This is a genomic window from Chlamydiales bacterium, from assembly GCA_016185065.1.
GTDB lineage: Bacteria > Chlamydiota > Chlamydiia > Chlamydiales > Rhabdochlamydiaceae.
In genome coordinates, this window is sequence record JACPOL010000010.1 from 12,683 (window position 1) to 35,631 (window position 22,949).

General features: G+C 49.7%; 22 protein-coding genes. 10 read left to right on the forward strand and 12 right to left on the reverse strand.

Going from position 1 to position 22,949, the window contains the following annotated elements:
• From HYX48_07855 to HYX48_07870, 4 genes are all read right to left on the reverse strand, one after another.
• Complete coding sequence (locus HYX48_07855) at positions 1-768, reverse strand: phosphodiester glycosidase family protein (protein MBI2743813.1); 768 nt, start codon at positions 766-768, stop codon at positions 1-3.
• Between the two features lie 244 nt (positions 769-1,012).
• A complete protein-coding gene (locus HYX48_07860; protein ID MBI2743814.1) occupies positions 1,013-1,768 on the reverse strand; it encodes a DUF3820 family protein in 756 nt (251 codons plus the stop codon).
• A complete protein-coding gene (gene tsaE / locus HYX48_07865; GenBank protein MBI2743815.1) occupies positions 1,756-2,298 on the reverse strand; it encodes a tRNA (adenosine(37)-N6)-threonylcarbamoyltransferase complex ATPase subunit type 1 TsaE in 543 nt (180 codons plus the stop codon). Before tsaE ends, HYX48_07860 begins: the two co-directional genes overlap by 13 nt.
• A complete protein-coding gene (locus tag HYX48_07870; GenBank protein ID MBI2743816.1) occupies positions 2,295-3,032 on the reverse strand; it encodes a DUF2709 domain-containing protein in 738 nt (245 codons plus the stop codon). The genes tsaE and HYX48_07870 overlap by 4 nt, the downstream gene beginning before the upstream one ends.
• Positions 3,033-3,159: 127 nt before the next feature.
• On the opposite strand from HYX48_07870, the gene HYX48_07875 reads away from it, so the two are divergent.
• From HYX48_07875 to HYX48_07895, 5 genes are all read left to right on the forward strand, one after another.
• Positions 3,160-4,272 carry a Glu/Leu/Phe/Val dehydrogenase gene (locus HYX48_07875; protein ID MBI2743817.1) on the forward strand — a complete coding sequence of 371 codons (1,113 nt, stop codon included), beginning with the start codon at positions 3,160-3,162 and terminating at the stop codon, positions 4,270-4,272.
• A gap of 18 nt (positions 4,273-4,290) precedes the next feature.
• Complete coding sequence (argS, locus tag HYX48_07880) at positions 4,291-6,069, forward strand: arginine--tRNA ligase (GenBank protein ID MBI2743818.1); 1,779 nt, start codon at positions 4,291-4,293, stop codon at positions 6,067-6,069.
• 276 nt (positions 6,070-6,345) lie between these two features.
• A complete protein-coding gene (locus tag HYX48_07885; GenBank protein MBI2743819.1) occupies positions 6,346-6,570 on the forward strand; it encodes a hypothetical protein in 225 nt (74 codons plus the stop codon).
• Positions 6,571-6,720: 150 nt separating this feature from the next.
• Positions 6,721-7,164, forward strand: a complete 444-nt coding sequence (locus HYX48_07890; protein MBI2743820.1) for a hypothetical protein — start codon at positions 6,721-6,723, stop codon at positions 7,162-7,164.
• Positions 7,165-7,181: 17 nt separating this feature from the next.
• On the forward strand, positions 7,182-7,598 hold the full coding sequence (locus HYX48_07895; GenBank protein ID MBI2743821.1) for a hypothetical protein: 417 nt from the start codon (positions 7,182-7,184) through the stop codon (positions 7,596-7,598).
• Here HYX48_07895 and HYX48_07900 read toward each other — a convergent pair.
• The 3 genes from HYX48_07900 to HYX48_07910 all read right to left on the reverse strand — a co-directional run bounded on the left by HYX48_07900 (position 7,566) and on the right by HYX48_07910 (position 11,514).
• Positions 7,566-8,579: a KamA family radical SAM protein gene (locus tag HYX48_07900; protein MBI2743822.1), complete on the reverse strand. Its 1,014-nt coding sequence runs from the start codon at positions 8,577-8,579 to the stop codon at positions 7,566-7,568. The genes HYX48_07895 and HYX48_07900 overlap by 33 nt on opposite strands.
• A 210-nt stretch (positions 8,580-8,789) precedes the next feature.
• Entirely contained in the window at positions 8,790-10,169 is a 1,380-nt protein-coding gene (gene murA, locus HYX48_07905; protein ID MBI2743823.1) for a UDP-N-acetylglucosamine 1-carboxyvinyltransferase, read from the reverse strand.
• A 244-nt stretch (positions 10,170-10,413) separates the two neighbouring features.
• Positions 10,414-11,514, reverse strand: coding sequence for a hypothetical protein (locus HYX48_07910; protein ID MBI2743824.1), 1,101 nt, complete (start codon positions 11,512-11,514; stop codon positions 10,414-10,416).
• Between the two features lie 31 nt (positions 11,515-11,545).
• Between HYX48_07910 and ddlA the strand changes: the two genes are divergently transcribed.
• From ddlA to HYX48_07925, 3 genes are read left to right on the forward strand one after another with little or no spacing between them, the layout of a single operon-like run.
• Positions 11,546-12,646, forward strand: a complete 1,101-nt coding sequence (gene ddlA, locus HYX48_07915) for a D-alanine--D-alanine ligase (protein MBI2743825.1) — start codon at positions 11,546-11,548, stop codon at positions 12,644-12,646.
• On the forward strand, positions 12,643-13,143 hold the full coding sequence (locus HYX48_07920) for a 2-C-methyl-D-erythritol 2,4-cyclodiphosphate synthase (protein ID MBI2743826.1): 501 nt from the start codon (positions 12,643-12,645) through the stop codon (positions 13,141-13,143). The genes ddlA and HYX48_07920 overlap by 4 nt, the downstream gene beginning before the upstream one ends.
• 58 nt (positions 13,144-13,201) lie before the next feature.
• Positions 13,202-13,399 carry a hypothetical protein gene (locus tag HYX48_07925; GenBank protein MBI2743827.1) on the forward strand — a complete coding sequence of 66 codons (198 nt, stop codon included), beginning with the start codon at positions 13,202-13,204 and terminating at the stop codon, positions 13,397-13,399.
• A 358-nt stretch (positions 13,400-13,757) separates the two neighbouring features.
• On the opposite strand, the gene HYX48_07930 is transcribed toward HYX48_07925, so the two are convergent.
• Both HYX48_07930 and HYX48_07935 read right to left on the reverse strand, forming a co-directional pair.
• Positions 13,758-15,002 carry an MFS transporter gene (locus tag HYX48_07930; GenBank protein ID MBI2743828.1) on the reverse strand — a complete coding sequence of 415 codons (1,245 nt, stop codon included), beginning with the start codon at positions 15,000-15,002 and terminating at the stop codon, positions 13,758-13,760.
• Positions 14,992-16,164: a sulfite reductase gene (locus tag HYX48_07935; GenBank protein ID MBI2743829.1), complete on the reverse strand. Its 1,173-nt coding sequence runs from the start codon at positions 16,162-16,164 to the stop codon at positions 14,992-14,994. The genes HYX48_07930 and HYX48_07935 overlap by 11 nt, the downstream gene beginning before the upstream one ends.
• Before the next feature lie 56 nt (positions 16,165-16,220).
• Between HYX48_07935 and HYX48_07940 the strand changes: the two genes are divergently transcribed.
• On the forward strand, positions 16,221-16,376 hold the full coding sequence (locus HYX48_07940; GenBank protein ID MBI2743830.1) for a hypothetical protein: 156 nt from the start codon (positions 16,221-16,223) through the stop codon (positions 16,374-16,376).
• Here the strand turns inward: HYX48_07940 and HYX48_07945 are convergent.
• Positions 16,370-17,872, reverse strand: coding sequence for a glutamate--tRNA ligase (locus HYX48_07945; protein ID MBI2743831.1), 1,503 nt, complete (start codon positions 17,870-17,872; stop codon positions 16,370-16,372). The genes HYX48_07940 and HYX48_07945 overlap by 7 nt on opposite strands.
• Positions 17,873-18,158: 286 nt before the next feature.
• Positions 18,159-20,096 carry a S41 family peptidase gene (locus tag HYX48_07950; protein MBI2743832.1) on the reverse strand — a complete coding sequence of 646 codons (1,938 nt, stop codon included), beginning with the start codon at positions 20,094-20,096 and terminating at the stop codon, positions 18,159-18,161.
• A 299-nt stretch (positions 20,097-20,395) separates the two neighbouring features.
• On the opposite strand from HYX48_07950, the gene HYX48_07955 reads away from it, so the two are divergent.
• The gene (locus tag HYX48_07955; GenBank protein MBI2743833.1) at positions 20,396-20,854 is read left to right on the forward strand and encodes a helix-turn-helix domain-containing protein; all 459 of its coding nucleotides are present in this window, start codon (positions 20,396-20,398) and stop codon (positions 20,852-20,854) included.
• Between the two features lie 270 nt (positions 20,855-21,124).
• Here the strand turns inward: HYX48_07955 and recJ are convergent, their stop codons facing one another.
• Positions 21,125-22,924, reverse strand: a complete 1,800-nt coding sequence (gene recJ / locus HYX48_07960; GenBank protein MBI2743834.1) for a single-stranded-DNA-specific exonuclease RecJ — start codon at positions 22,922-22,924, stop codon at positions 21,125-21,127.
• Positions 22,925-22,949 lie beyond the last annotated feature (25 nt).

Sequence of the window (22,949 nt, forward strand, 5' to 3'; positions counted from 1 at the left end):
CTAATTCTGGGTAAAGATTAAGAGAGCGTCGCTCACAGGACGCTGGCTGCCCTCTTGTTTATTATCTTCGCTGCTGGATGAGGGAGTGTTCAGGACGTTCCCATCTAGATAAAAAGTAGAAGAGCCCCCGCCATCCAAGTTAAGGGCGTGCGTGGCTCCCAGATCCGCCATAAAATTTGCAAGCTCACCCATCGTCATACCAATACTTCTTGTAGGCTGTCTTCCATCTACCACGACAAAGAGCCAGTGTCCATCTTCTTTTATTCCAACTGCCGTGCGCGGATGTCTCTCGGTGAGAAAGGAGGGGCGTGTTCTCTCAGGTGAGAAGTCGGTTATGGTGTGGCCATCATCGATAAGTAGAGGTGTTCCTCCTATGCAGTCGCTGCACAGATTCCACGGATCTCTCTTTTCGGGATGGAGGATCGGAATGAGCTCAGTTCCACTCCATCCGATCCGATCGAAGAGAGGAGCTCCCTCTTCTCTCTTCCAGCCGATAGCGCCGCGCTCAATGCGGGGAGTTGAGTGGTATCTTCCATCGATTTTTAGCAGTCCAGAAGGCGTCCCTGCATAAGCCCCTCCGATGTGGAAGAATCCGCCATTCACGGCGGCAAAAGCTCCATTTTGCTGTGCGATCTCAGAGGTCGGTTGGAGAAATTGAGCTCTTGCAAGTTCGATTTGAGCGCGCGCCGGATCTACTTCTAAGATGTGAGCCTCAACAGGTCCTTCAAGGATGCGCTTCTCGTACCAGATGCCCTCGGGCATCCGCATCGAAGCCAGCAGCAGAAAGAGAACAAAAAAAAGAGCTCGGAGAGGCGCTCGGAGAGAAAGAGCCCGCCCCAGAAAATGGACGTTAATGGACATTAATGGACGAGAAACGGACAGGAAATGGACAGGCGGGCAAGAAAGAGGGAAAGAAATTCTTTCTTTGGCGCGTGTCCGTTTCCCGTCCATTTCCTGTCCATTTTCGTCCGTTTCCCGTCCATTTCTTCGTCCGAGCGCCTCCCTTGGCGGGCTAGAGAGAAGAGAAGGGGTTTCCTGCCTCGGAGAAGAGCTTTCCCTTTCCTTTTTTGCGACGGCTTAATTCTGTGCGAATAGAAAAGAGGAGGTCTTGATCGAAGTCCTTGTTTGCTGCCCACTGGAGGTATTCGATAGGAATTTCGGCAAAGGGCCTTCCCTTGTGCTTGCCCAGAGGCATCGCTTTAAGAAGAATGGGTCTTTTGAGGCGCTCCAAAAGCTGTTCAGTTGTTTTGAACTGTTTTGAGAGATACTTGAACACCTCGATATTGACGATGACATCGCTCATGGCGCGATGGGCGCCCTCGGGGGCGATGTTGAAGTGCTCTCTGAGTTTTTCAAGAGAGTTCTGCGAGCTGCCTCCGTAGAGGCGCGCAAGACGCAGAGTGTCGATGAATCTCTGGGACTCGATCTGTGAAGGGACGCAGAAGCGTTTTGCCGCAGCGGAGATGAAGGCGATATCTAGCGGAATTCCGTGGCCGACAACGATCTCTTTTCCTATGAATTTTACAAGAGAGGTGATGACCTCTTCGATCTTCGGTTTTCCCTGAACCATCTCGTCGGTGATGTGGTGGATCGCGATCGATTCAAGGGGGATAGGGCATCCGGGATCGATCAGAGTTTCGAAAGTATCTAGAACCTCTTCGAAGGTGAACTTTACGCAAGCGACTTCAATGATGCGATCTGTGGTAGCTTCAAGACCTGTTGTTTCGAGGTCGAAACAGACGAAGACATCTTTATTTAATAGACCCATATTTTCCTGGTCTCGTTGCTCTCATGCTCGATGCGGATGAGAAGCGTTTTTGAAGGAAGAATCTCTTCGATTCGTTCCGCCCACTCGATGCAGCAGATCCCGCTGCCATTTAAATACTCGTCAAAACCTAGTGCGCAAAACTCGTCTGCATTTTTAAGTCTGTAAAGATCGAAGTGGTAGACGGGCACTCTTCCAGAGTAGATGTGTAGATAGGGGAAGGTGGGGCTGCTTACCTCTCGCTCTGAAATCTCTCCAGCGCCTTTTGCTATCCCTTTGATAAGTGTGGTTTTGCCTGCGCCCAGATCTCCAAAAAAGCAGAGTATCGATCCAGGAGAGAGGCCTCTTCCGATCTCCGCTCCATATTCAATGGTCTCTTCAGAAGAGGAGGAGTGAACGGCCCCTCGCCGCAATCCAGGCTCCTTCAGGGCCGGGTCTAGGCGGGATTCATATTCTCTTTTATCCTTAGCCGACGAGAATCTCCTTTCTTTAGGAAGGAGTTCTTCAAAGGTTCTCTCGCTGGTCAAGGTCATTCTTCAGTCTGCTGATCCTCTTCCGTCCACTGCTCGATATAAGGAGAGAACTCTTCGAAGTTGTTCATCGCTTCGACGAAGCCGTTGATCTTGCTCTCGTCTAGGTGTTTCTGGATGAATGCGAGGAAGCTCTCTTCGAGTTGGAAGCGGTTCTGGTTAGTCGCTTCTGCCAGGTTTAGAGGCTTCAGGTGGTTCTTCAGGAAGTCGTCGATAACAGCGGCTTTGCTATTGAAGAGTTTGCCAGTCACAGCTGATGAGTAGACGATCTTAGTGATTGGAGCCTTCAGCTTCACAATATAATTTTTAATCACTTCAGGATCTTCAGAAACAAAGAATCTTTTGACCTTTAGGCCACCGACGCGCTCGGTATTTTCCGGACACTGAGAGACCCAGTCGTAGATCGCATCTTGAGGATTTGGGTGGGTGTTATCGCCAAAAACTTTTCCTGTGAAGGGGCAGATGTAAATTTTTGTTGTCTGGTCGTTGACGCTCTGCTGACCAACTTGAATTTTGATCTCGGTTTCGCGCCAGAGTTTTCCCTGAGCTTCAAGCTTGCTAACAAGCTCATCCTGACTCTGATAGATCGTCTTTTCACGGATGAAAAGCACAGGATGGATGTTATATTTTTTTTCTAAAAAGAAGAGGTAAGCGCTAATTAGATCTGCTTTACGATTCTTTTTTAAGAACTTTTCAAGCTCTTCTTTTAATGTCTCTGAAATGACAACACTTGTCATTATGCCCTCAAAAATAAAAAAGTTGAGGTTGAGGGTAGCCCAATGCGCATTTAATGATCAAGGACCTTGTCAATATCTCCCCTAAATTAGACAATTGTGCCTTTCTATTTTTTTAAGGAGAGCTAGTATGGCACTGATTTTAGAAGAAGCCTTGACCTTAGAGGAGATTGCTGTTGAGGGTTATGAGAGAGTCGTTAAAGTCTCCGCCCCGAGCGTGGGACTACAGGCGATTATCTGCATTCACACAACAGTCCTAGGCCCAGCACTTGGCGGGACGCGAATCTACCCCTACGCAACATTTGAGGCGGCTCTAGAAGATGTGAAGCGCCTCTCGCGCGGCATGACCTACAAGTCCGCAGTTGCAGACGCCTCCTGGGGCGGCGGCAAGAGCGTCATCATCCACGACGCCAAAAAGGGAAAGTCCGAGAGCCTGCTCATGGCGTTTGGCGAAGCGGTCAACCGCTTAAACGGCCAGTATATCTGCGCAGAAGATATTGGCTGTACCCCCTCTGATATGATGACGATCAGCAAGGCGACTCCCTTCGTCGTCGGCCTTGTCCACCCTCGCAGCAGCGGCGACCCAGGACCCTTCACTGCATGGGGAACCTTCCGTGGGATTCAATCAGTGATTAAAAAAATTACAGGTAGCGACTCTCTTGAAGGCAAGCGCGTGGCGATTCAGGGCTTAGGAAGCGTAGGAGCTCGCCTTGCTGAACTCCTCTTCTGGCACGGCGCAAAACTGATTCTTGCTGATATCGACCAAGAGAGAGCTGCGCGTCTTGGAGCGATGTACAGTGCAGAGGTGGTCTCTACAGATGAGATCCTCTCGACTCCTTGCGACGTTGTGGCTCCTTGCGCAATGGGAGGCATTCTGAATGCAACCTCCATCGCCAAGCTTCGCTGCCTCGCTGTCGCAGGCTGTGCAAACAACCAGCTGCTGAAAGATACCGATGCGGACCTTCTCCGCAAACGCGGAATTCTCTATGCTCCGGACTTTGTGATTAATGCGGGTGGACTCATCAACGTGAGCCACGAGCTTCTTCCAGAAGGGTATAATCCTTCGAGCGCACGCGATAAGACAGATAAGATCTACGATCAGCTCCTCGCAATTTATGCGATTGCAGACCAGAACCGGATCTCGACGCACGCAGCGGCCATTGCACTCGGCGACTATAGATTGCAGTATGGCTTAGGAAAAAGAGAGGTGGCTCCCTGCTTCCACCATGCAAAAATCTCGTAATCAAAAGGATCATAAAAGATGGAGAACATCTCCAGCAGGTTGAAAGAGAAGATCGGAGCGGCGCTAAAAAGTGCATTTGCTAGTGCACTAAGTTCGCTGCCGGATGGTGAGCAGCTGCTGACTCCTGAAGTGGAGCAGAGCACAAACGCGCAGTTTGGCCACTACCAGTGCAACAACGCGCTCAAACTGGCAAAAGCGCTAAAGACCTCTCCGCGCGAGGTGGCTCAGAAGATCCTCTCCCATTTCAACACAAAGCTTGAAGATGGATCTCCCATGGTTGAGAAGGCGGAGATCGCAGGTGCCGGCTTCATCAACTTCACACTTGATCCAGCGTTTCTCTCAAAAGAAGCAGATCAGATGCTCAGGGACTCCTCCCTTGGCGTCCCTCATCCTCCCGTAAAAAAGAGGGTTGTGATCGACTTCTCTTCGCCGAACGTTGCAAAAGAGATGCACGTCGGCCATCTTCGCTCCACAATCATCGGCGACAGCCTCGCCAGACTCTTCGAGTTTCTAGGCCACGACGTTCTGCGCCTAAACCATATCGGAGACTGGGGCACCCAGTTTGGGATGCTCATCGTCTACATGAAGGATGAGGTGCCCGCAGTTTTAAAAGGCGAGCAGCCCGCAGAGCTCTCGATGCTCATGGACTGGTATAAGAAGTCGAAGATCCGCTTCGATGCCGACCCCGACTTTAAGAAGCGCGCTCAGCAGCAGGTCGTTCTGCTTCAGAGCGGCGATCCCGACTCTTTAAAAGCATGGAAGATGATCTGCGCCATTTCCAGAAAAGGATTCCAAGAGATCTACGACCTCTTGGATGTCAAGCTGATCGAGCGCGGAGAGTCGTTCTACAACCCCTATCTGAAACCGCTTGTCGATGATCTCACCCAAAAAGGGCTGATCACCATCTCCGATGGAGCCAAGTGCATCTTCATGGATGGCTTCCTGACCTCAGAAGGAGAGCCCCTTCCCATGATCGTTCAGAAGGCAGATGGCGGCTACAACTACGACACAACCGATCTTGCAAGCATAAAGTACCGCATCGAGGTTGAAAAAGCGGACAGGCTCATCTACGTGATCGACTCTGGTCAGGGTCTCCACTGCCGCATGTTCTTTAAAGCCGCAGAGCTCGCCGGATATCTCGATCCGAAAAAGGTGCAGGCCGACCACGTCGCTTTTGGCGTCGTGCTTGGAGCCGATGGCAAGAAGTTTAAGACCCGCTCCGGAGAGACGGAGAAGCTCATCGATCTCCTCCGCGAGGCGATCGAGCGCGCAGAGAAGATCATCGAAGAGCGGCTACCCGAGATCTCGAAAGAGGAGAAGGATGCCTTGGCTAGCGCATTGGGAATTGGCGCCGTGAAGTACTCCGACCTCTCCTGCCACCGCCTAAAAGACTACGTCTTTAGCTACGACCGCATGCTCAAGTTTGAAGGCAACACAGCCGCCTTCCTGCTCTACGCCTACGTGCGCGTTCAGGGAATCAAACGCAAGGTTGGCAAAGAGATCGAAAAAGTAGTAAAAAATTCTAGAATCTCCCTCTCTCATCCCTCAGAGATCGCCCTCGCCCTCCACCTGCGCCAGTTTGGCGAGACGCTGGAGATGATCGAGCGCGAGCTCCTTCCCAACCGACTCACCGAGTATCTCTACAGCTTGGCCGATAAGTTCAACGCCTTCTTCCGCGACTGCAGGGTAGAGGGAACCCCCGAAGAGGATAGCCGGCTCCTCCTCTGCGAGGCCTCTGCGCGCATCCTCAAAACAGGCCTAAACATACTCGGCCTGCAAACCGTCGAAAGGATGTAATTAAATTTTTATTTGCTAATCTTTTAGTTAAATAAGATTTCTGTTATAATCTTTCCAATTACAATAGAAAACACATCAAAAACAAAGGAAGTTTTATGTCATTTACAATTGCGAACAAAGAGCCTCTGTTACCACACAGCGCGATCACACTTGGACTCTTCGTAATACAAGATGGGATTGAGATGCACAATGATCGGAGTGGCTGCTGTATTCCAGTTACGATTATTGCTGAGATCGAGTTTGCAGTAGGCCTTCTGGTTTCGCTTGCAGAGCTGGTTGTCCGCGCTGTTTTTTACCCTTCCGGGACTTTTCGTCGGCAATTTTTGCTCCGATGATACTAAAGAGGCGATCCGCCAGTTCACCTGGGTAGGAACAAAGCTGGCGCTTCTCCTATCTCTAGCCTCTCTCTGCGCCCTTGTTATAAACGTCTATCAAGACAGAATGGCAATCGGTGATGTTGCGCCTAAGTCGATGGCTCAATGGGCCGTTGAAGGGTCTTAATAAATTAATTTAAAGAGCGAAAAATAGTATGCAAATTGGCGGCAAAGAGAGTCTTTTACCAGAGCTTGCAATCGCAGTTGCACCTCTGTTCGTTAGACAGAAAGTCTAGGTTGGCAAGAGGTAGAGAAAAATAAAAACTAAGGAGATAATATGACGGCGAAAATTGGTGGTAAGGATGCTCTTCTACCATGTTATGCAATGTCCTCTTCTGTACCGCTATTCGGGTGCGTAAGAAGGCAGAGTAATGGAACTTGTATTAATGGCCAGCGCCAGGATCAGACCGTTTTAAATACGCTTGTTTGCGAGCTCTTCTTTGCTGGAACTCTCGTGGTTGCGCTCGCAGAGCTGGTCATCCGCGCCGTTCTAACTCTTCCGGGGCTATTTGTCGGCCTCTTCATGAGCGATGAGACTGGAGAGGCGATTCGCCAGTTCACTTGGGTGGGAACAAAAATATCCTGCTGTGCTGCGCTCGCTGCTTTTTATGCTCTCGGAAAAAATCTCTCTTCAGCAGAAATGCAAGTTAAAGATGTTGTTCACAACGAGATGATGCGGTGGGCTTATGAAAGCCCTGCAGCCACACCTGCAAAAGCCTAAAGAATGGAGAATGTTGCATGACAGACCTATTTCAAGTTGGAACAAAAGAGTACTTCCCAATGCATGCGTTATCCTTTTCATCCATTCTTTTAGCTGAATCTGGGATGCTGCGATCGGTGGGCGAAGATTGCTGCTACGCCATTCCTGGGAAAATTATGGCTGAGGCGGGCTTTGCGTTAACTCTGGTCATAGCCCTGGTGGAGGCTGTTTTTCGCGCAATTCTGGCGATTCCAGCTTCCCTCGTTGGACTAGTCTGTGAAGAAGAAGCGCAGGAGAAGCTCAGGCAGCTCACATGGGTAGGAGCGAAGATATCGCTGACAATAGCCGTGGCAGCGCTTGTAGCTATGGGAAAAAACTTCTTTATGGGCAGCATGGAGGAGAAAGATATCTATTCTGAATCGCTACAACACTGGGCTGACGAAACTTTGTCTTAAAAGACTGGTCTTCTCTGTCATTCCGGGGATCTCCCGCACATATTTAGGAACGGCGTAGCCTGAGAGAGAGCTTGCGAGCTCTCTCATCAGCTCCTGCCCTCTCCTCTCCTCCACTTCAAAGTGGTCCGCTCCCTCTACTCGATCCAGCTGGTGGAGGTAGTAGGGAAGGATGCCCTGATCTACAAGTAGCTGCATCAGCTCTTTGAGAGTGGCAGCATCGTCGTTCACCCCTTTTAAAAGCACTGCCTGGTTTAAGACGGGAATCCCCAGCTTCTGAATCGATTTAAGCGCGGCGAAGATCTCCTCGTCGAGCTCTTTCGGGTGGTTGCAGTGGATGACAAAGAAGGTCTGCAGCCGGCTCTCTTTAAGAATCTCTAAAAAGTCTCTATCAATTCTCTCCGGAATCCCGATGGGGAAGCGGGTGTGAAATCTAAGCCTTTTAAGATGAGGGATTAGAGAGAGTCTCTCAATCAACCTGCGCAGCTCTCTGTTGTCGAGAGAGAGGGGGTCGCCCCCGCTCAAAATGATCTCGGAAATAGTGGGGTCGCTCTCGAGAGAGGCGAGCTCCTGCTCAAAGAAGCTCTCATTCTCTTGATAGTCAAAGTGCCTGCGGAAGCAGTATCTGCAGTTCATCGCGCAGGCAGAGGTGGCTAGCAGGAGCGCTCTCCCTTCATACTTCTGAAGAAGCCGCTTCCCCTTCCGGAAGCTCGCATCCTGCACTGGATCTAAGCAGAAGCCGCTCGGAGCGCTTTTTGCCTCTTTATCCAGAGGAACAAATTGCAGAAAAATGGGGTCGTTTAAAGAGTTTTTTTCAATCTTTTCGGCGAGACGACGCGGCAAGTTTAAAGGAAATTTTGGAGCTTTCAAGATCTGCGCGCGCAGCCCCTCTTCGATCTCAAGAAAATCCATGAGAGCGTGGCAGCTTGTGAAATTTTGGCGCTGTATCTGCCGCCATGCTTTATTCAAATAAACCTCTTTAATTTTTTCTCAATTCCTAGAGGAAAAACGGGCTAAATTCTACTGCCTGCCTAGCTAGAAGTCAACGAGTGGAAAAAAGAGATTCTTTTCTTTTTTGGAGTGCGTGCGACCTGGCGCCGCTTTTCTCGATATCGACTTGTCGATATCTCCCTTCAAAGAGAGATCGCCGGGTCGATCTCGAGAAAAGCGGTGACGAGTCCCCGCACTCCAAAATTAGCTGGGAGAGAGGGCGGCGGCAACGGCTTTGACTGGATGCTCCTTGGTCTCGAAGGGAGAGCGGGAGATCTCAGCTCCTAAAGAGGAGAGCTTGCCGACGAGGTTCTCATAACCGCGGTCGAGGAATTTTGCGCCCGATAGGGTGCTGGTGCCTGGAGCGATGAGTGCCGCCATGACGTAGGCGAAGCCTCCGCGCAGGTCGGGGATGGTGAAGTCTTTTGAGGTGAGCGGGGTAGGCCCTTTAATGATGGCGCTATGGTTGTAGTTCTGTGCACAGAATCTGCAAGGACGAGGTCCGAGGCAGTGAGTGAAGAGCTCGATGTTGGCGCCCATCTCGCGGAGAACGTCTGTGTAGCCAAAGCGATTCTCGTATACCGTCTCGTGAACGATCGAGCTTCCTTCAGCTTGCGTGAGTAGAACGACGAAGGGCTGCTGCCAGTCTGTGAGAAAACCTGGATAGACATCTGTTTCTAAGAGGATGCCTCCTTTCAGAGGTCCGTCGTAGTAGAACTCGATGCCCTGGTTCTTCACCTGAAAGCCCGCGCCGATCTTGCGGAGGGTGTTGAGGAAGGTGATCATATTTAGATGCTGCGCGCCTTCGACAAAGACTCTTCCCTTTGTGCTGATCGCGGCCATCCCCAGAGAGGCGGCCTCAATTCTATCGGTGACGATCGTGTGCTCAACTTCGTAGAACTGCGTTGTCTGTTGAATGTGGATGGTGCGGTCGATATCTGTGGAGATAACGACGCCGAGTTTTTGCAGGAAGAGTATGAGGTCGATGATCTCCGGCTCCATCGCGGCGTTTTTGATTACGGTGCTTCCCTTTGCGCGAACGGCAGCGAGAATTGCATTCTCGGTTGCGCCAACAGAAGGATAAGGGAGCTGGATGACTGCGCCTTTGAGGCCCTGGTGTGCGCGGGCGAAGTAGCACCCCTCTTTTTTCATCTCGCGGTACTCGATCGAAGCTCCGAGCTTTTCGAGTGCGTTGATGTGGAAGTCGACGGGACGCTTACCGATCTTGCAACCGCCAGCGGTTGGAACGATGATATCCTCATCTGTTCTTCCGAGAAGAGCGCCGATCATTAGAATCGGGATACGGTTAGATCCAGAAAAACGTTGAGGGATGTAAGTTGCTTTGAGAGATTTTGTGACGATCTCGATGACGCCCTCTGTTCTATCCCAGTGGACTTCGCTGCCGATCTCTTTGCAGAGTTCAACAGTCACTTCTACTTCGGCGATGTTGGGAACGTTGTAGAGAGTGCAGCGCTTGTCAGAGAGAAGAGAAGCGACTAGAATTTTCGTAACTGCGTTCTTTGCGCCTGCTGCTTTGACGCTTCCTTGAAGAGGAACTCCGCCTTTAATCTTGATCAGGTCCATGAACCTATCCGCCAATTATAAGTTTCTGAGTTTTGATGGATTTTTCGTCAGATTTTTGTGCTGCTTCGCAGGACATACTTAAATAAGTAGACCAAGAAGCAGCACGAAAATACGACGGAAAAGACGCGAAAGGCAAAAATTTAGAATTCGCGGGTAGGTTCACGTGCACTCACTTCGTGTAACTCTCTTCCTCTATTGTTAGCGGGATTCTCATTTAAAAGTAAACACGAACGTGATGCAGCTTTCAGATTTTTTTGAGCAGAGACAACTTTGAGGAGAAGCTTAACGATAAGCTGCGAGAGAATTGGATCTCTTTGTTGCGTGATGTGATGAGAGAAGTGGGAAGCAGTGATGCTGCAGAAGCGTGAGGAAGAAAGGCGAGTGAGAGAAGCTGGTTGGGAAAGTGTCTGCGCTGAATTTCAAGTGCTGCCCATCCCATCGTCTTGCGCGCGTTGATCTCGACAACAGGATGAAGATGCTCTCTCTCATCTCTTCTGTAGAGCATCGCGTCGACTCCTACGTGGCCGAAGTAGCCGAGCTGCTGCATCTCTTTTAAGATCGGCAGAGCCACTTTCTTGTGATCACGGATACAATCTTCTCTGCCAGCAAACAGCTGCTGCTCATCCCCCGCGATATTTCTCTTATGAACTCCCTTTGCGTCGGTTTCGCAGATCGTTGCGCCCAAGTAGTGGATTCCTGAATCGATCTTCCACTGTGTGCTAAAGTCGAGAAGGCGATGCACCCACGGCTCTCCGATCACCACGCGCTCTGCTTGCCACTCTCTTGTGAGAAAGCTCACGAGCCTCTCTTTTTCCGGAGGATTTTCAGGATCCCAGAGAAGGTGCCCCTTCCCCGAAACGCCAAAACAGGTTTTAAAGACCTTCATACCAGATCCAGTGTTCAACCAGCTTGCGACCTCCTCTTCATTATTCAGAAGCTTGGAGCCCGGAAGCTGTGGAGAGTTAGATGATGAGAAGAGTTTGGAGTTGACCCTTTTGACAACCTCCCAGTCGGGCATCGAGTAGGCGAGATGGCGGCTTCTAGCCCAAGCTTCAACGCTTCTTGAGGCTCCCCAGGATTCCAGTTGGCTGTACGAGGAGAGCTCCTTTTCGGAGAGGAGGTGGATCTTAGGGGGATCGATGCCCATCTTTTTTAGCGCCCGCCAAAACTCCTCGGGAGGAGAGGAGCTCACGGCCACGCCACCGGTCTTTTCCGCATATAGAAAGGGTAGAAACTGGAGCTGTAGATAGACCGGATTCTTCTCGAGGGTTGCGAGCAGCTCAGGGACTCCAGTTTGAGAGAGCTCCCATTCAAATTGCGTATTTGCTATATGTATTGAGGACATCCAAACCAGTCTATGGATAGGGGCAAAAATTATGCAGAGAAAAATTAGAGTAGGGGTTGTTTTTGGGGGCAGATCAGCCGAGCATGAGATCTCTCTTTTATCGGCAAAGAATGTAATCGAGGCGCTCGATAAAAACAGATATGAACCGGTTCTTATCGGCATCGATAAGAGTGGCGAATGGCACGTGCGCGACGCCTACCAGTATCTATTAAATGCAGACAATCCCAAAAAAGTGAAACTGCAGGGAGCGAAAAATCAGGTCGCTCTCGTTGCCCATCCCGAAGATAAGAATCTCGTGAAGCTCTCTCAAGTAGGTCTCTTTGAACCTCTAGATGTGATCTTTCCCGTTCTGCATGGCACTTACGGAGAGGATGGTGCAATTCAAGGTCTTCTCAGAATGGCAGGAGTTCCCTTCGTTGGGCCAGGGATCTTGGGATCGGCCGTCGGAATGGACAAGGATGTGATGAAGAGGCTGATGCGCGATGCAAAATTAAACACCGCAAAGTTTATCTCTCTCGATGCGCATGACGCTCATGAGATGAGCTTTGAGAAGGCGTCGAAGGAGCTCGGACTTCCTATCTTTATCAAGCCTGCAAACTTGGGCTCTTCTGTTGGTGTTTCGAAGGTGAAAAATCAGAAAGAGTACCAAGCAGCGGTAGATAAGGCTTTTCTCTACGACAGAAAAATTCTGCTCGAAGAGTTTATCGATGGGCGCGAGATCGAATGTTCGATCATGGGAGATGAGCGTCCGATCGTTTCACTGCCAGGCGAGGTGATTCCCAAAGATGACTTCCACTCTTACGAGGCGAAGTATATCGAAGAGAGCGGGACAGTCTTTGTTCTTCCTGCAGCGATTACAGCTCAAGAGACCGCTCGTGTGCAAGAGGCCTCTTTACGAGCATATAAGGTGCTCTGCTGCGAGGGCATGGCGCGTGTCGATCTCTTTCTGAAAAAAGATGGAACCGTCTACGTGAACGAGATCAATACGATTCCCGGCTTTACCAGCACAAGTATGTTTCCAAAGCTCTGGGAGATTAGCGGAGTTCCCTTTCCTCAAGTCGTAGATCGATTAATCGATTTCGCTCTGAAACGGGCTGAGAAAGAGAAAAATCTTAAAACGACGTTTGCATGACTATTTTTCCATGCACGCGAGTGGGGATTGGACAGGATAGCCACCGGTTTCTCCCTTCCACTTCTACCAAGCCCTGCATCATTGCAGGGCTCATCTTCCCGAACAACCCGGGATTAGATGCGGATTCAGATGGCGATGTGGTCTTTCATGCGATCTGCAATGCGATCACGACGCTCACGCATGTGCCCATTCTTGGAGGCGTTGCGATCGAGCTCTGTCACAAAGAGGGGATCACTGATAGTCAGGTCTATCTTGAGCGAGCCCTCGAGACCCTGGGCTCTCAGCGCATCCAACATGTGGCTCTCACCATCGAAGGCAAGAGACCTCGCATGCAAGCGCGCGTTCTGGAGATGAGAAGGAAGATAGCTTCTGTCATGAAGCTCGATGAGTCTCAAGTGGGCATCACCGCAACCTCCGGCGACGGCCTCACCGACTTTGGCTGCGGCGACGGCCTCCAGTGCTTCTGCATCCTCACCACCATTCAGCCTCACAAATAGTTGTCCTTCCGGACAACCCGCCATATTTTGAAAGTATTTTGTGTTTAGCAGGATAGACATGTCGGATGGTGTGCGCTTACGCTACACCTCCTGCGACCACCTTGCGCTTCACCTCGCTTTGCCAAATCGCGTCCTCGGAGAAGGGGCGTACCTCTGTACGACCCCTGGCGCGCTCGCCGCGCTTCTCCTGCGGTGCAATTTTGCTGTGCGATCTGAATCGATCGGCTGCTCATGCGTTCATACCCCGCCGGACTAACGTCTCGGGTGCGGGGCCCCTTTCACGTCAATCGCAGATGTATCTAAAGAGACTAAGAACTTCCCTCTTCAATCTCTTTCTTCATAGCGGCGAAGCCGCATCATTTCTGCGCCACGCAGTAAGGCGCAGGCCTTCGCTTCAGATCGCACAGCAAAATCGAAGCGCAGAAAAGCCGGGCAGGCGCACAGGGTAGGGCAATGGCCCACTCTGTTTTCGAGCACACGATTTGGCAAAGCGAGGTGAAGCGCAAGAGGGTCGCAGGGAGGCCCGGAGAGAAAGCGAAGCTTTCCCCTGGCCTACCCGACATGTCTATCGTTAGCTTTTTCTAAAGTTCAGCAAAAATTCTAAATTTTTGCTGTTAGGAGAGTTCGGGGGAGGGTTTTTTTGTGCGGATCATGCGGAGGGAGCCGTAGAGGGCAATGAGGACGCCGCAGGAGAGCATTGCTGAGGGGCCGAAGAGGTCGCAGAGGATGCCTCCGAGAAGGGGTCCTACAGCTCCGCGTATGCCGACCATCAATATGTTGGTAGTCGAGAAGGGTAGACTATCCCCCTCTTTGGAAAAGAGGGTACCAGAGAGATTCCACAGGAGGTGGCTGCCAGCCTGTGCGATTCCATAGATGAAAAAGGCGAGGTAGACGAATAGCTTGCTGTAGGGAGCAAAGAGAAGGGCGAGGGGAAAGAGAGCAAAGCCGATGAGTATCCAGGAGGTGAGCTTAGGAATCTGGATCTTCTCAATGCCGCGTCTCCACAGGAATGAGGAGAGTGCTACTCCTATCCCCATGAGAACAAAGCGAGCGATGGCGATGTCTCCATGAGTAAGGGCAAGAACATCTGAATAGAAGATGGATAGCGATGGGGCGATAAGCATAAGCCCAAAGCCTCCAATCATAAAGCCCCACTGGAAGTGAGCAAAATCGGGCCGCGCTTTAAGAAGAGCAAAACACTCCTTCCAAGGAGCGATCAGGCTGCGCTTAAGTGGAGGAGAGCCCGCGATCTCGCTCTCATTCTTTGGAATGGGAATGCGCATCTGAAATAGAATGCTGCTAAGTCCAACAACTGAGGCGAGTAGAAATAGAACTCTCCAGTATCCCACGCTTCCATCCAGAACATCTCCGATGGCAAGGCCTAAGGCTACGCTTTCAATGAAGCTGAGCACATAGTAGAAGGAGAAGGCTTTTTCCCTGGGCGCCTTGGGAATATTTAGCTTTAAGATCTCGATTAACGCGGGGTTACTGGCGCGGCTGAAGAGCTGGTAGCAGCTAGCGGCAAGAAGAAGGAACCAGACGTTGTCGATCAAGGGAAGAAGTAGAAAAGGAAGGCGGGCGAGTACCCAGGCGCCAATAAGGTTTGATCTCAGTTTTTCTCTTCTGTTTGAGATGTAGGCGCTCCAGTAGAAAGAGAAGACGGAGAGGACCGGCTTTAACATCACAAAAAGCGAGATCTGAAAGAGGGTGGCGTGTAGATCTTTTCGGAGGATGAAAGGCAGAAGCGTGTAGAGAGCGGTTAAAGGCTCGCTGCTGAGGTTCATCCATAGCAGTGCAAGGCGCGTTTTAGAACACCCGCGCTCCGGCTTTTCTCTGGATTCGATCGTCTCAGTAGACATCGAGAAGATACCGTTTTTGTGTGCGGAGTCCTTTGACAAAGGCCTTAGCCTCTTCGGAGCTCATCTCGCCTTCTTTTTCAACAATCTGATGAAGAGCTGCATCGACATCCTTTGCCATTTTTTCCGCATCTCCGCAGACGTAGATGTGAGAGCCTCCCTGAATCCAGGACCAGAGCTCTTTCCCGTTTTCTAGAAGCTTGTGTTGGACATAGACCTTCTCGTCAGTATCACGTGAGAAGGCAAGATCTAGTTTTAGCTTCTGTTTTGCGACGAGCGAGTTCCAAAACTCTTCATAAAAGAAGTCGCTCTTTCTGTTGCGCTCACCGAAAAAGAGCCAGTTTTTTCCCGAGTGGTCGAGAGCAATGCGCTCTTGCATGAAGGCGCGGAAGGGAGCGACGCCCGTTCCAGGCCCGATCATGATGATGTGAGCATCATTTTTTTCTGGGAGGACAAAGCTATGAGTTGGCTGTACATAAAGAGGGATAGGCGTCTTATTCTCTTCGGCTAAGTGACAGAGAAAGTGGCTAGCAACCCCGTAGCGGCGCTCGCCTGCGTATGTGTACGAGGTCACGCTTACAGTAAGGTGCACCTCATCCTGAATCATCTTCTGAGACGAGGCGATCGAATAGAAGCGAGGCAGCATAGGACCAAACTGTGTGCAGAGCTCTTGTAAAGGAGCTTTAACATCTCTGTACTCTCTTAGGAGGGCGAGAGGGTCGTTCTGTTTAAGAAAATCAGCGAGGAGAGGTTTATTCTCTGGTTGAAGGAGCTGGTCGATACTCTCATTTTTAAATGCAGCATTTTCGTGGAGAATTTTCAGAAAAGAGGAGGTGAGTCTGGAGAGATTGGCACGCATTAAAAGAAATTCGCGCACAGAGATCTGCTGGTTTGCGCGAGTATCCAGAACAATCTCATCCCCGTTTGCGTGCATCGCATCGAGAAGATGCTGAACGAGGATAGGGTCGTTCTGCCCAAAAATCCCCACCGAGTCGCCGACTTTAAATTCGATTCCAGAATTTTTTAAATCGAGAGAGATGTGGTAGGTCTCTTTAGTAGATCCGTTACCGGTTAAGGAGTATCTCTCCTTGATCTTGGCAGAAAAGGGAGCCGCCCTGGTTGGTTTCGCTGTGAGTTTAGGATCTGTTGAATCTGAAATAGTCATAGACAAAAGATTGTTAAAAAAGATAAAGAATAATTCTGACTATCTAGGAAACGGGCATGCGATATATTACATTTCTCATTCTTCTTGGCGCTAGCCTCCTCGGCGCATGCACAGACATGGGGTACAACCAGCCCGTATACATCATCTCTGACACCTCTCTGGAAGAGGAGCAGAAAGAGAGCCAAAAAGACGAAGAGTTTGGCGTTTATTGAAGTAATTCTTTGCAATCCCGCTTTGTCCATCCTTTGTTCAACTGATCCATTTTTTTATTTGAAATTCCTCCGAGGAAGTCGATCGCTTGCAAGAGGCGTGCTCGGCAGCGGTCTTTTCCTAAGATCGCAACTGAATCAAATAGGGGCAGCCCCGAGCGTTTGCCTGTAAGGGCTCCATACAATATTGGAATGACCACCTTCTTGTGGTTGACGCCAAACACCTCTGCGACGTCGCGAGAGGCCTTCTCGATGCCTGTCTTTCCCCAATCTTCCTGCTCATCCATGCTCATGATGATAGGCTGAAGGAGGAGCGCTGCCTTCTCGCGCGCAAGACCCGACGGACAGAGAAGCTCATCCGAGTAGGTGAGGTGGTTGATGAAGAAGAACTGGCAGAGCTCCATGAACTCGCCGAATGTCTTGATGCGCGTGTGCACAAGAGGCATCAGCTTCTTCATGAACTCATCGCTGAAGCTCCACTCGCGGATCTTCTCCCACAGCTTATCTTCTGGGATCTGATTGATCAGATACTGCTGATTCATCCACTCTAGCTTCTGCATGTCGAAGAATGCGCCTGAGACCCCGATTCTCTTAGGATCGAAGTCGCGGATGATCTCTTCGAGAGAGTAGATCTCTTTGTCATCTTTCATGCTGTAGCCCATGAGGGTCATGAAGTTGACAAACGCCTCTGGAAGGTAGCCGCTATCTCTATAATAGAAGATCGAGGTCGGGTTTCTACGTTTCGAGAGCTTTTTGCCATCTTTTCCAAGTAGCAGAGGCATGTGCATGAATACTGGAGGAGTCCAGCCGAAAGATTCATAGAGCAGGATGTGCTTAGGCGTAGAGCTCATCCACTCGTCTCCTCGGATCACATGGGAGATCTCCATCAGGTGATCGTCCACGACGTTTGCCAAGTGGTAGGTTGGAAAGCCGTCCGATTTCATCAGCACCTGGTCGTCGATATCTGCCCAAGGACAAGTGATTCTGCCTTTGATTCCATCTTCGTAGACGCACTCTCCAGTGAGTGGCACCTTGAGACGCACCACATAGGGCTGCCCCTCTTTTTCGCGGCGCTCCACCTCTTCAGGGCTGCAGTTGCGGTAGCGGCGATCGTAGCCCACGCGCTGTCCGAGCTTGATGCTCATTTCGCGCATCTCGGCCAGCTCCTCTGGGGTTGCAAAACACTTATAAGCTTTATTGTCGTCCAGGAGTTTTTGACAGTATTTGCGATAGATCTCAGTTCTCTCCGACTGACGGTAAGGGCCGTGAGGACCTCCGACATCGGGTCCCTCATCCCACTGAATGCCAGCCCATCTCAGAGCGTCGTAGATGCTCTTCTCATATTCTGGTCGCGAGCGCGTGCGATCGGTGTCTTCGATACGCAGGAGGAACTTGCCTCCAAAGTGGCGTGCGAAGATTAGGTTAAACAGAGCCATATAAGCTGTCCCTACGTGAGGGTCGCCAGTGGGAGAAGGAGCAATGCGTACGCGTACAGTCATTTTTTTAAGTGGGGTTAGTAAATCGGCCCCTATTTTCGTGCTTTTGCCCAAAGAAAGCAAGCTCAGTAGCCACGCGCAAACTAAAGAATTTAGTTTGCGCACGGAGAAGAAGCCCGCCCGGGAAAATGGACATTAACGGACAGGAAACGGACAAAAAAGGACGAGAAACGGACAGGCGGGCAAGAAAGAAGGAAAGAATTCTTTCTTTAGCGCGTGTCCGTTTTTGTCCATTTCCTGTCCGTTAACGTCCGTTTTTTGTCCGTTTCTTCTCCGAGCGCTCTTCCTGTTATTTGGAGAGGTTCATGAGGAAGATGAGGTCTTTCATGATGTTGATCGACTCTTCGAGCTGGAGATCGGCCTGTCCGAAGGGGAGGGCCTCTTCGGAGAAGTTGTCCTTTTTGGCGATCTCTTTGAGGAAGGTCTGATAGTTCTTATTCTTCTCAATGCGGTCTTGAGAGTTTTTAGCCAGCACGGGCAGATAGGGCTGGTAGGTCTTAAGGATAGGCTGAAGGTTAAAGCGATAGAGCTTGGCGATCTGGTCTCGGTGAGCATAGGGAATATCGGATAGATCATCTTCAAAGCTAGGTTCGATCTGATCGTTTCCAACAGGAAATTTCGAGAATTTTTCTCCAATTTCAAGCTCAGAAAGAATACCAGGAACGACGATATCTGCTTGAACGCCTGTGAGCTGAGGGCTCTTTCCGGAGACTGTGTAGTATCTACCTCTCGTCACTTTATACTCGCCTTTAGGATTCACTTTTGCAAAATTGGCAGATTCAAGGGTAAACGATTGAAAAGTTCCTTTTCCGAAGCTCTCTTTGTCTCCAACCAGAATAGTTCTTCCATAATCTTGAAGTGCTTGGGCAACGATCTCCGCAGATGAGGCGCTCGCCCTGTTGATTGCAATGATAAGAGGTCCGTCCCAAACTGGCTTCGCTTCGATGTTGCGCAGTCTTTGAGAAGCTCCGGTGTTGTCCTTTACTGAGACCACTACGCCCTTTGTAATGAATAGGCCGCTAACGGAAACTGCCTGCGAAAGGAGGCCGCCAGAGTTGTCTCTAAGGTCGAGCACAATCCCCTTCAGATTGTGTGCTTTTTTGAGATCTTCAATCGCTTTTGCAAGATCGGCTGCGGAAGAGGTTGTTGAGTCTTGATAGAATGAGAAGAGGTGGAGAACGCCGATGACGCCATCTCCGTAAGGCTCATAAGAGGTTTCGAGGCGAGTCTCTTTAAGCACCACCTCTCCTCGAGTAATTTCAACATCTAGCTTCTCATCGCTCTTATTTTCCCCTTCGACTTGAGGTCTGAGAACTGTGAGAAGAACGGAGGTCCCCTTCTGACCGCGAATTAGCTCGACGGCTTCGGCGATATCCATCCCAACCACTGGCTCTCCGTTCACAGCGATAATGCGGTCGTTTACTTTTAATTTTTTACTCTGATTTGCTGGTCCGCCGTCGAGAATTTTGACGACAGAAAAGCCGCTGAGGTCGTCTCTAAGTTGAACGCCGATTCCAAATAATCTCTGCTGGACCTGAATCAGAAACTGGTTTGCTTCGGTGGGTGTAAAATAGACAGTTTGAGAGTCGAGGGCCGAAGTAATCGCCTTTAAAACATAAGAGTAGACGATCTGCTTCTTCTCTGTGGTGGATGCACCCGTAAGTTCGGCCTCTCTGTTTTTACGTCTTTTCGTAAGCTTTTCGTAAAACTTGTCTTTTCCCTCACGATCAAGCTTGTCCGAAACGTCTAATTGTAAAGACCTTATGCGAGATAGGCGAGTGAGAAGCTCGTCCTCGCTTTTGGCCCACTTAATGTCTTTAAACTCAGAGGGTTGCACGCCCTCCGTAATAGGCATGTTTAAGACCTGTTCTTCGAGGCGGGCCCTTCGTTGTACTGCAAGAAGGAAAGTCTCGTGGATCGCCTCAAAAGTGGAGAAATCCTCCTTCTTACACCCCTCTAGGGTCTTCGTTAGGAGCTCTTCCGAGGGGTTTGTCCATTTAACTATCTCAGAATCAATAAAATAAGCTTTTGAGGGGTCGATTTCATCTAAGTAGTTCTCTATAGATCTCTTTATTAGCTCGGGAGTTAGCGACTGGTAGCAGACGTGCGCTTTTAAGATTTCTTCGATTTTTATTTTCGTATCGCGAGATGAAAGCGCAGGTGGCTTAGCTTCAAGGAGATAGGGGGAGAAAAAGAGAAGGAATAGCGAGATTAGTCGAAAAAGCATGAAAATCCTCCCTAGACCAGTTTAGGCGTAGCATACAGGAGCTCAGAAGTTTATGGCCACGATAAAAACCTGGGGAGAGGGGGAGGGGGTATAAAAATTTTTCAAAAAAATCAAAAGAGGGTTGCCCTCAATTCAATTTTATGTGATAATTATTGATCACCATTATAGATGATACTCTAATAATAAAAAGAAACCTATTTTGGCGTAGAAAAAAACTAAAAACGAGAGGCGAGCTGGATGAAAAGTAACTTGTCAGTGCCTCTTTTTAGAACAGGCTATATTAGGAGGATTTAAAAGCTATGGAACACGATACAAATCACCTCACCGAAGGTGTGATTATCGAAGATTCTACGTCCACGAAAAAAGTTGTTTCTATTACAGAAGCTGCGCGGATTAACAATGTTACTCGTCAAGCTATCTACGTTGCAATTAAGCAGAAGAAGCTGAAAGCATCGAAAGACACAACTCGTTGGACTATCAATCTGGAAGACCTTGAGAACTATAGAAAACTCAAATATTCTAGAACGAAATCTATGTTTAACGGAGAACTCTTGTTTGATAACCACAAGGGATTCTATTCGATTAATCAAGTCGCAAAACTACTCAACGTACCAGCACAGAAGATCTACTACGCTACGCGCGTGGGTCTGCTGAAAGCTACTCGTCGAGGAGCAGCTTGGGTCGTTCACGCTAATGAAGTGAAGGACTACCAAGAGAACTATTTGAACAAAAGAAGTCAGAATATCGAAGGGGTGTAAGAGAGGTTTCATAACCGATCTTCCCTCTTTTTTTTATTTAGAACTTTTGCTTTTTTGCGCAAAAATTAGGACATCGGGTAACCCCCGGTGTCCTTTTTCTTTTTCTGGATAAGAAGAGAAGGGCAAGAAAAAGATCGGGCGCGGGCACGCACACGGGCACGTTCACGAAAGAGGGGGGAGCGGGGAAGGAGACTGGGCGCGGTTAAACTCTCTTTCTTTCGTGAACGAGCCCGAGCCCGTGTGCGTGCCCGATCTCCCTCTCCTCCTCTTCTAAAGGATCTGGAAGTCGCGGATTTGGAGTTGAATGCTCGACTTGTTGAGGAAGGTATTGACGTGAGGGGTGAAGGCGATGCGTAGAGTTAGATTCTTCTTGGCTAGCATCGTGCGCTTCTCGGCCATGCCAAATGCGATTCCTTCTAAGAATCGATCGTTCTGTTCGAGATAGAGCTTCAGGTGAGTTTTGCCCACCACCTTGGGCATCCAGATCTGCTTCGCATCACAATAGAGGATCGGGGCTGGGTTCTCATTGCCAAAGGGTTCAAGTAGATTGAGAGATTCGAGGAAGTCGAAGGTGAGGTCGCCAAAGTTGATCTTAGCGTCTAAGCTGAGCTTTGGAGCAACATCTTGATCTTTGAGTTTCACGTTTGCAGCTTTAACGAATCGCTTTTTAAAGTCGGGAATCTTCTCTTCTTTGATCGTCAGGCCCGCTGCGAAGTCGTGCCCGCCGAAGTTGATGAGAAGATCGGCATTTTCACGGAGTAGAGGGAGAAGGGGGAATTCGGGAATTGTTCGCATCGAGCCCTTGCCGATACCATCTTCGATCGCGATAACGATAGTCGGTCGGTTGTAGGTCTTTGCAATGCGTGCAGTGATGATGGGGATGATTCCAGGGTGCCACTTCTCAGAGGAGAGCACGATAGCCTTCTCTTCAAAAACCTCTGGATGCTTGAGCAGATACTGATCTATGTCTTCAGCATCGCGTCTTTCGATCTTCTGCCTTTCTAAGTTGTTGAGATCCAGTTCTTTAGCTAAAGATTCAGCAAGAGCGCTATCTCGGATAAGGAGCAGTTCAACTCCTTTTTTGGGATCTGCGATACGGCCTAGGCTATTCAATCGGGGAGCGACTTTTGAGGCGATGTCGATGGGGGTGATCTCGCTGGTTTTTAGCTCGCAGATCGTGAACAATTTTGAGAGGCCGATGCGCTTGGTTTTTCTGGTCTGTCTTAGGCCATAGCGTACAAGGATGCGGTTTTCACCAATAAGCGATCCCATGTCTGCGATCGTTCCAAGGGCAACGAGGTCTAGATAGCGTTTGAGATCGATCTGAGTTGCGGTGATCTCTCCATTGTTAATCAGCTGATTTGTGAGCGCATGTGCGAGTTTAAAGGCAACCCCGACTCCAGTGAGCTCTCGGTTTGGATAGGTGCTTCCTTCAACTTTGGGATTAAGAGTTGCTACGCAGTGAGGTAGGCGTGCTGTTGGCTCATGGTGATCGGTGATGATTACATCGACGCCTCTTTTCACCGCCTCTTCAATCTCGCTAACGGATGTGATCCCGCAGTCTGCAGTTATAAGGAGTTTGCAGTTATTTGTGATCGCATAGTCGATCGCATCGAGCATTAAGCTCTTTTTTAAGGAGATGCGGTTCGAAATATAATAGAAGACTTTTGCTCCGATGAGCTGGAGAAACTCGGTAAGAAGAGTTGCGGCGGTCATCCCATCTACGTCGTTGTCGCCATAAACGAGGATATGTTCACCCTTTTTTAGGGCGTCGAAAACGCGGGCTACAGCCTTCTCCATATCTGGAAAGAGGTCTGGATCAAAAAGGTCTGGCAATTTTGCATAGAGATACTCGTGTATCTCTTCGAGATCGGAGAATCCTCGAGAGGCCAGGACCTGTGCAGTTACAGGATGGATATTGAATTCGCGAATGATCGTCTTAACCCACTCGGCGTCTGTATCTGGGTAGACCCAGAGGGGGCTAATTGATCGTTTGCGAAGTTCAGCATCACCAGCTCTCTTGTCTTCTTCCGCGGGGGATGTGACCTTCTCCGCATCAGAGGTTTCCATTGAATGAGGGTCTCAAAAAAATATT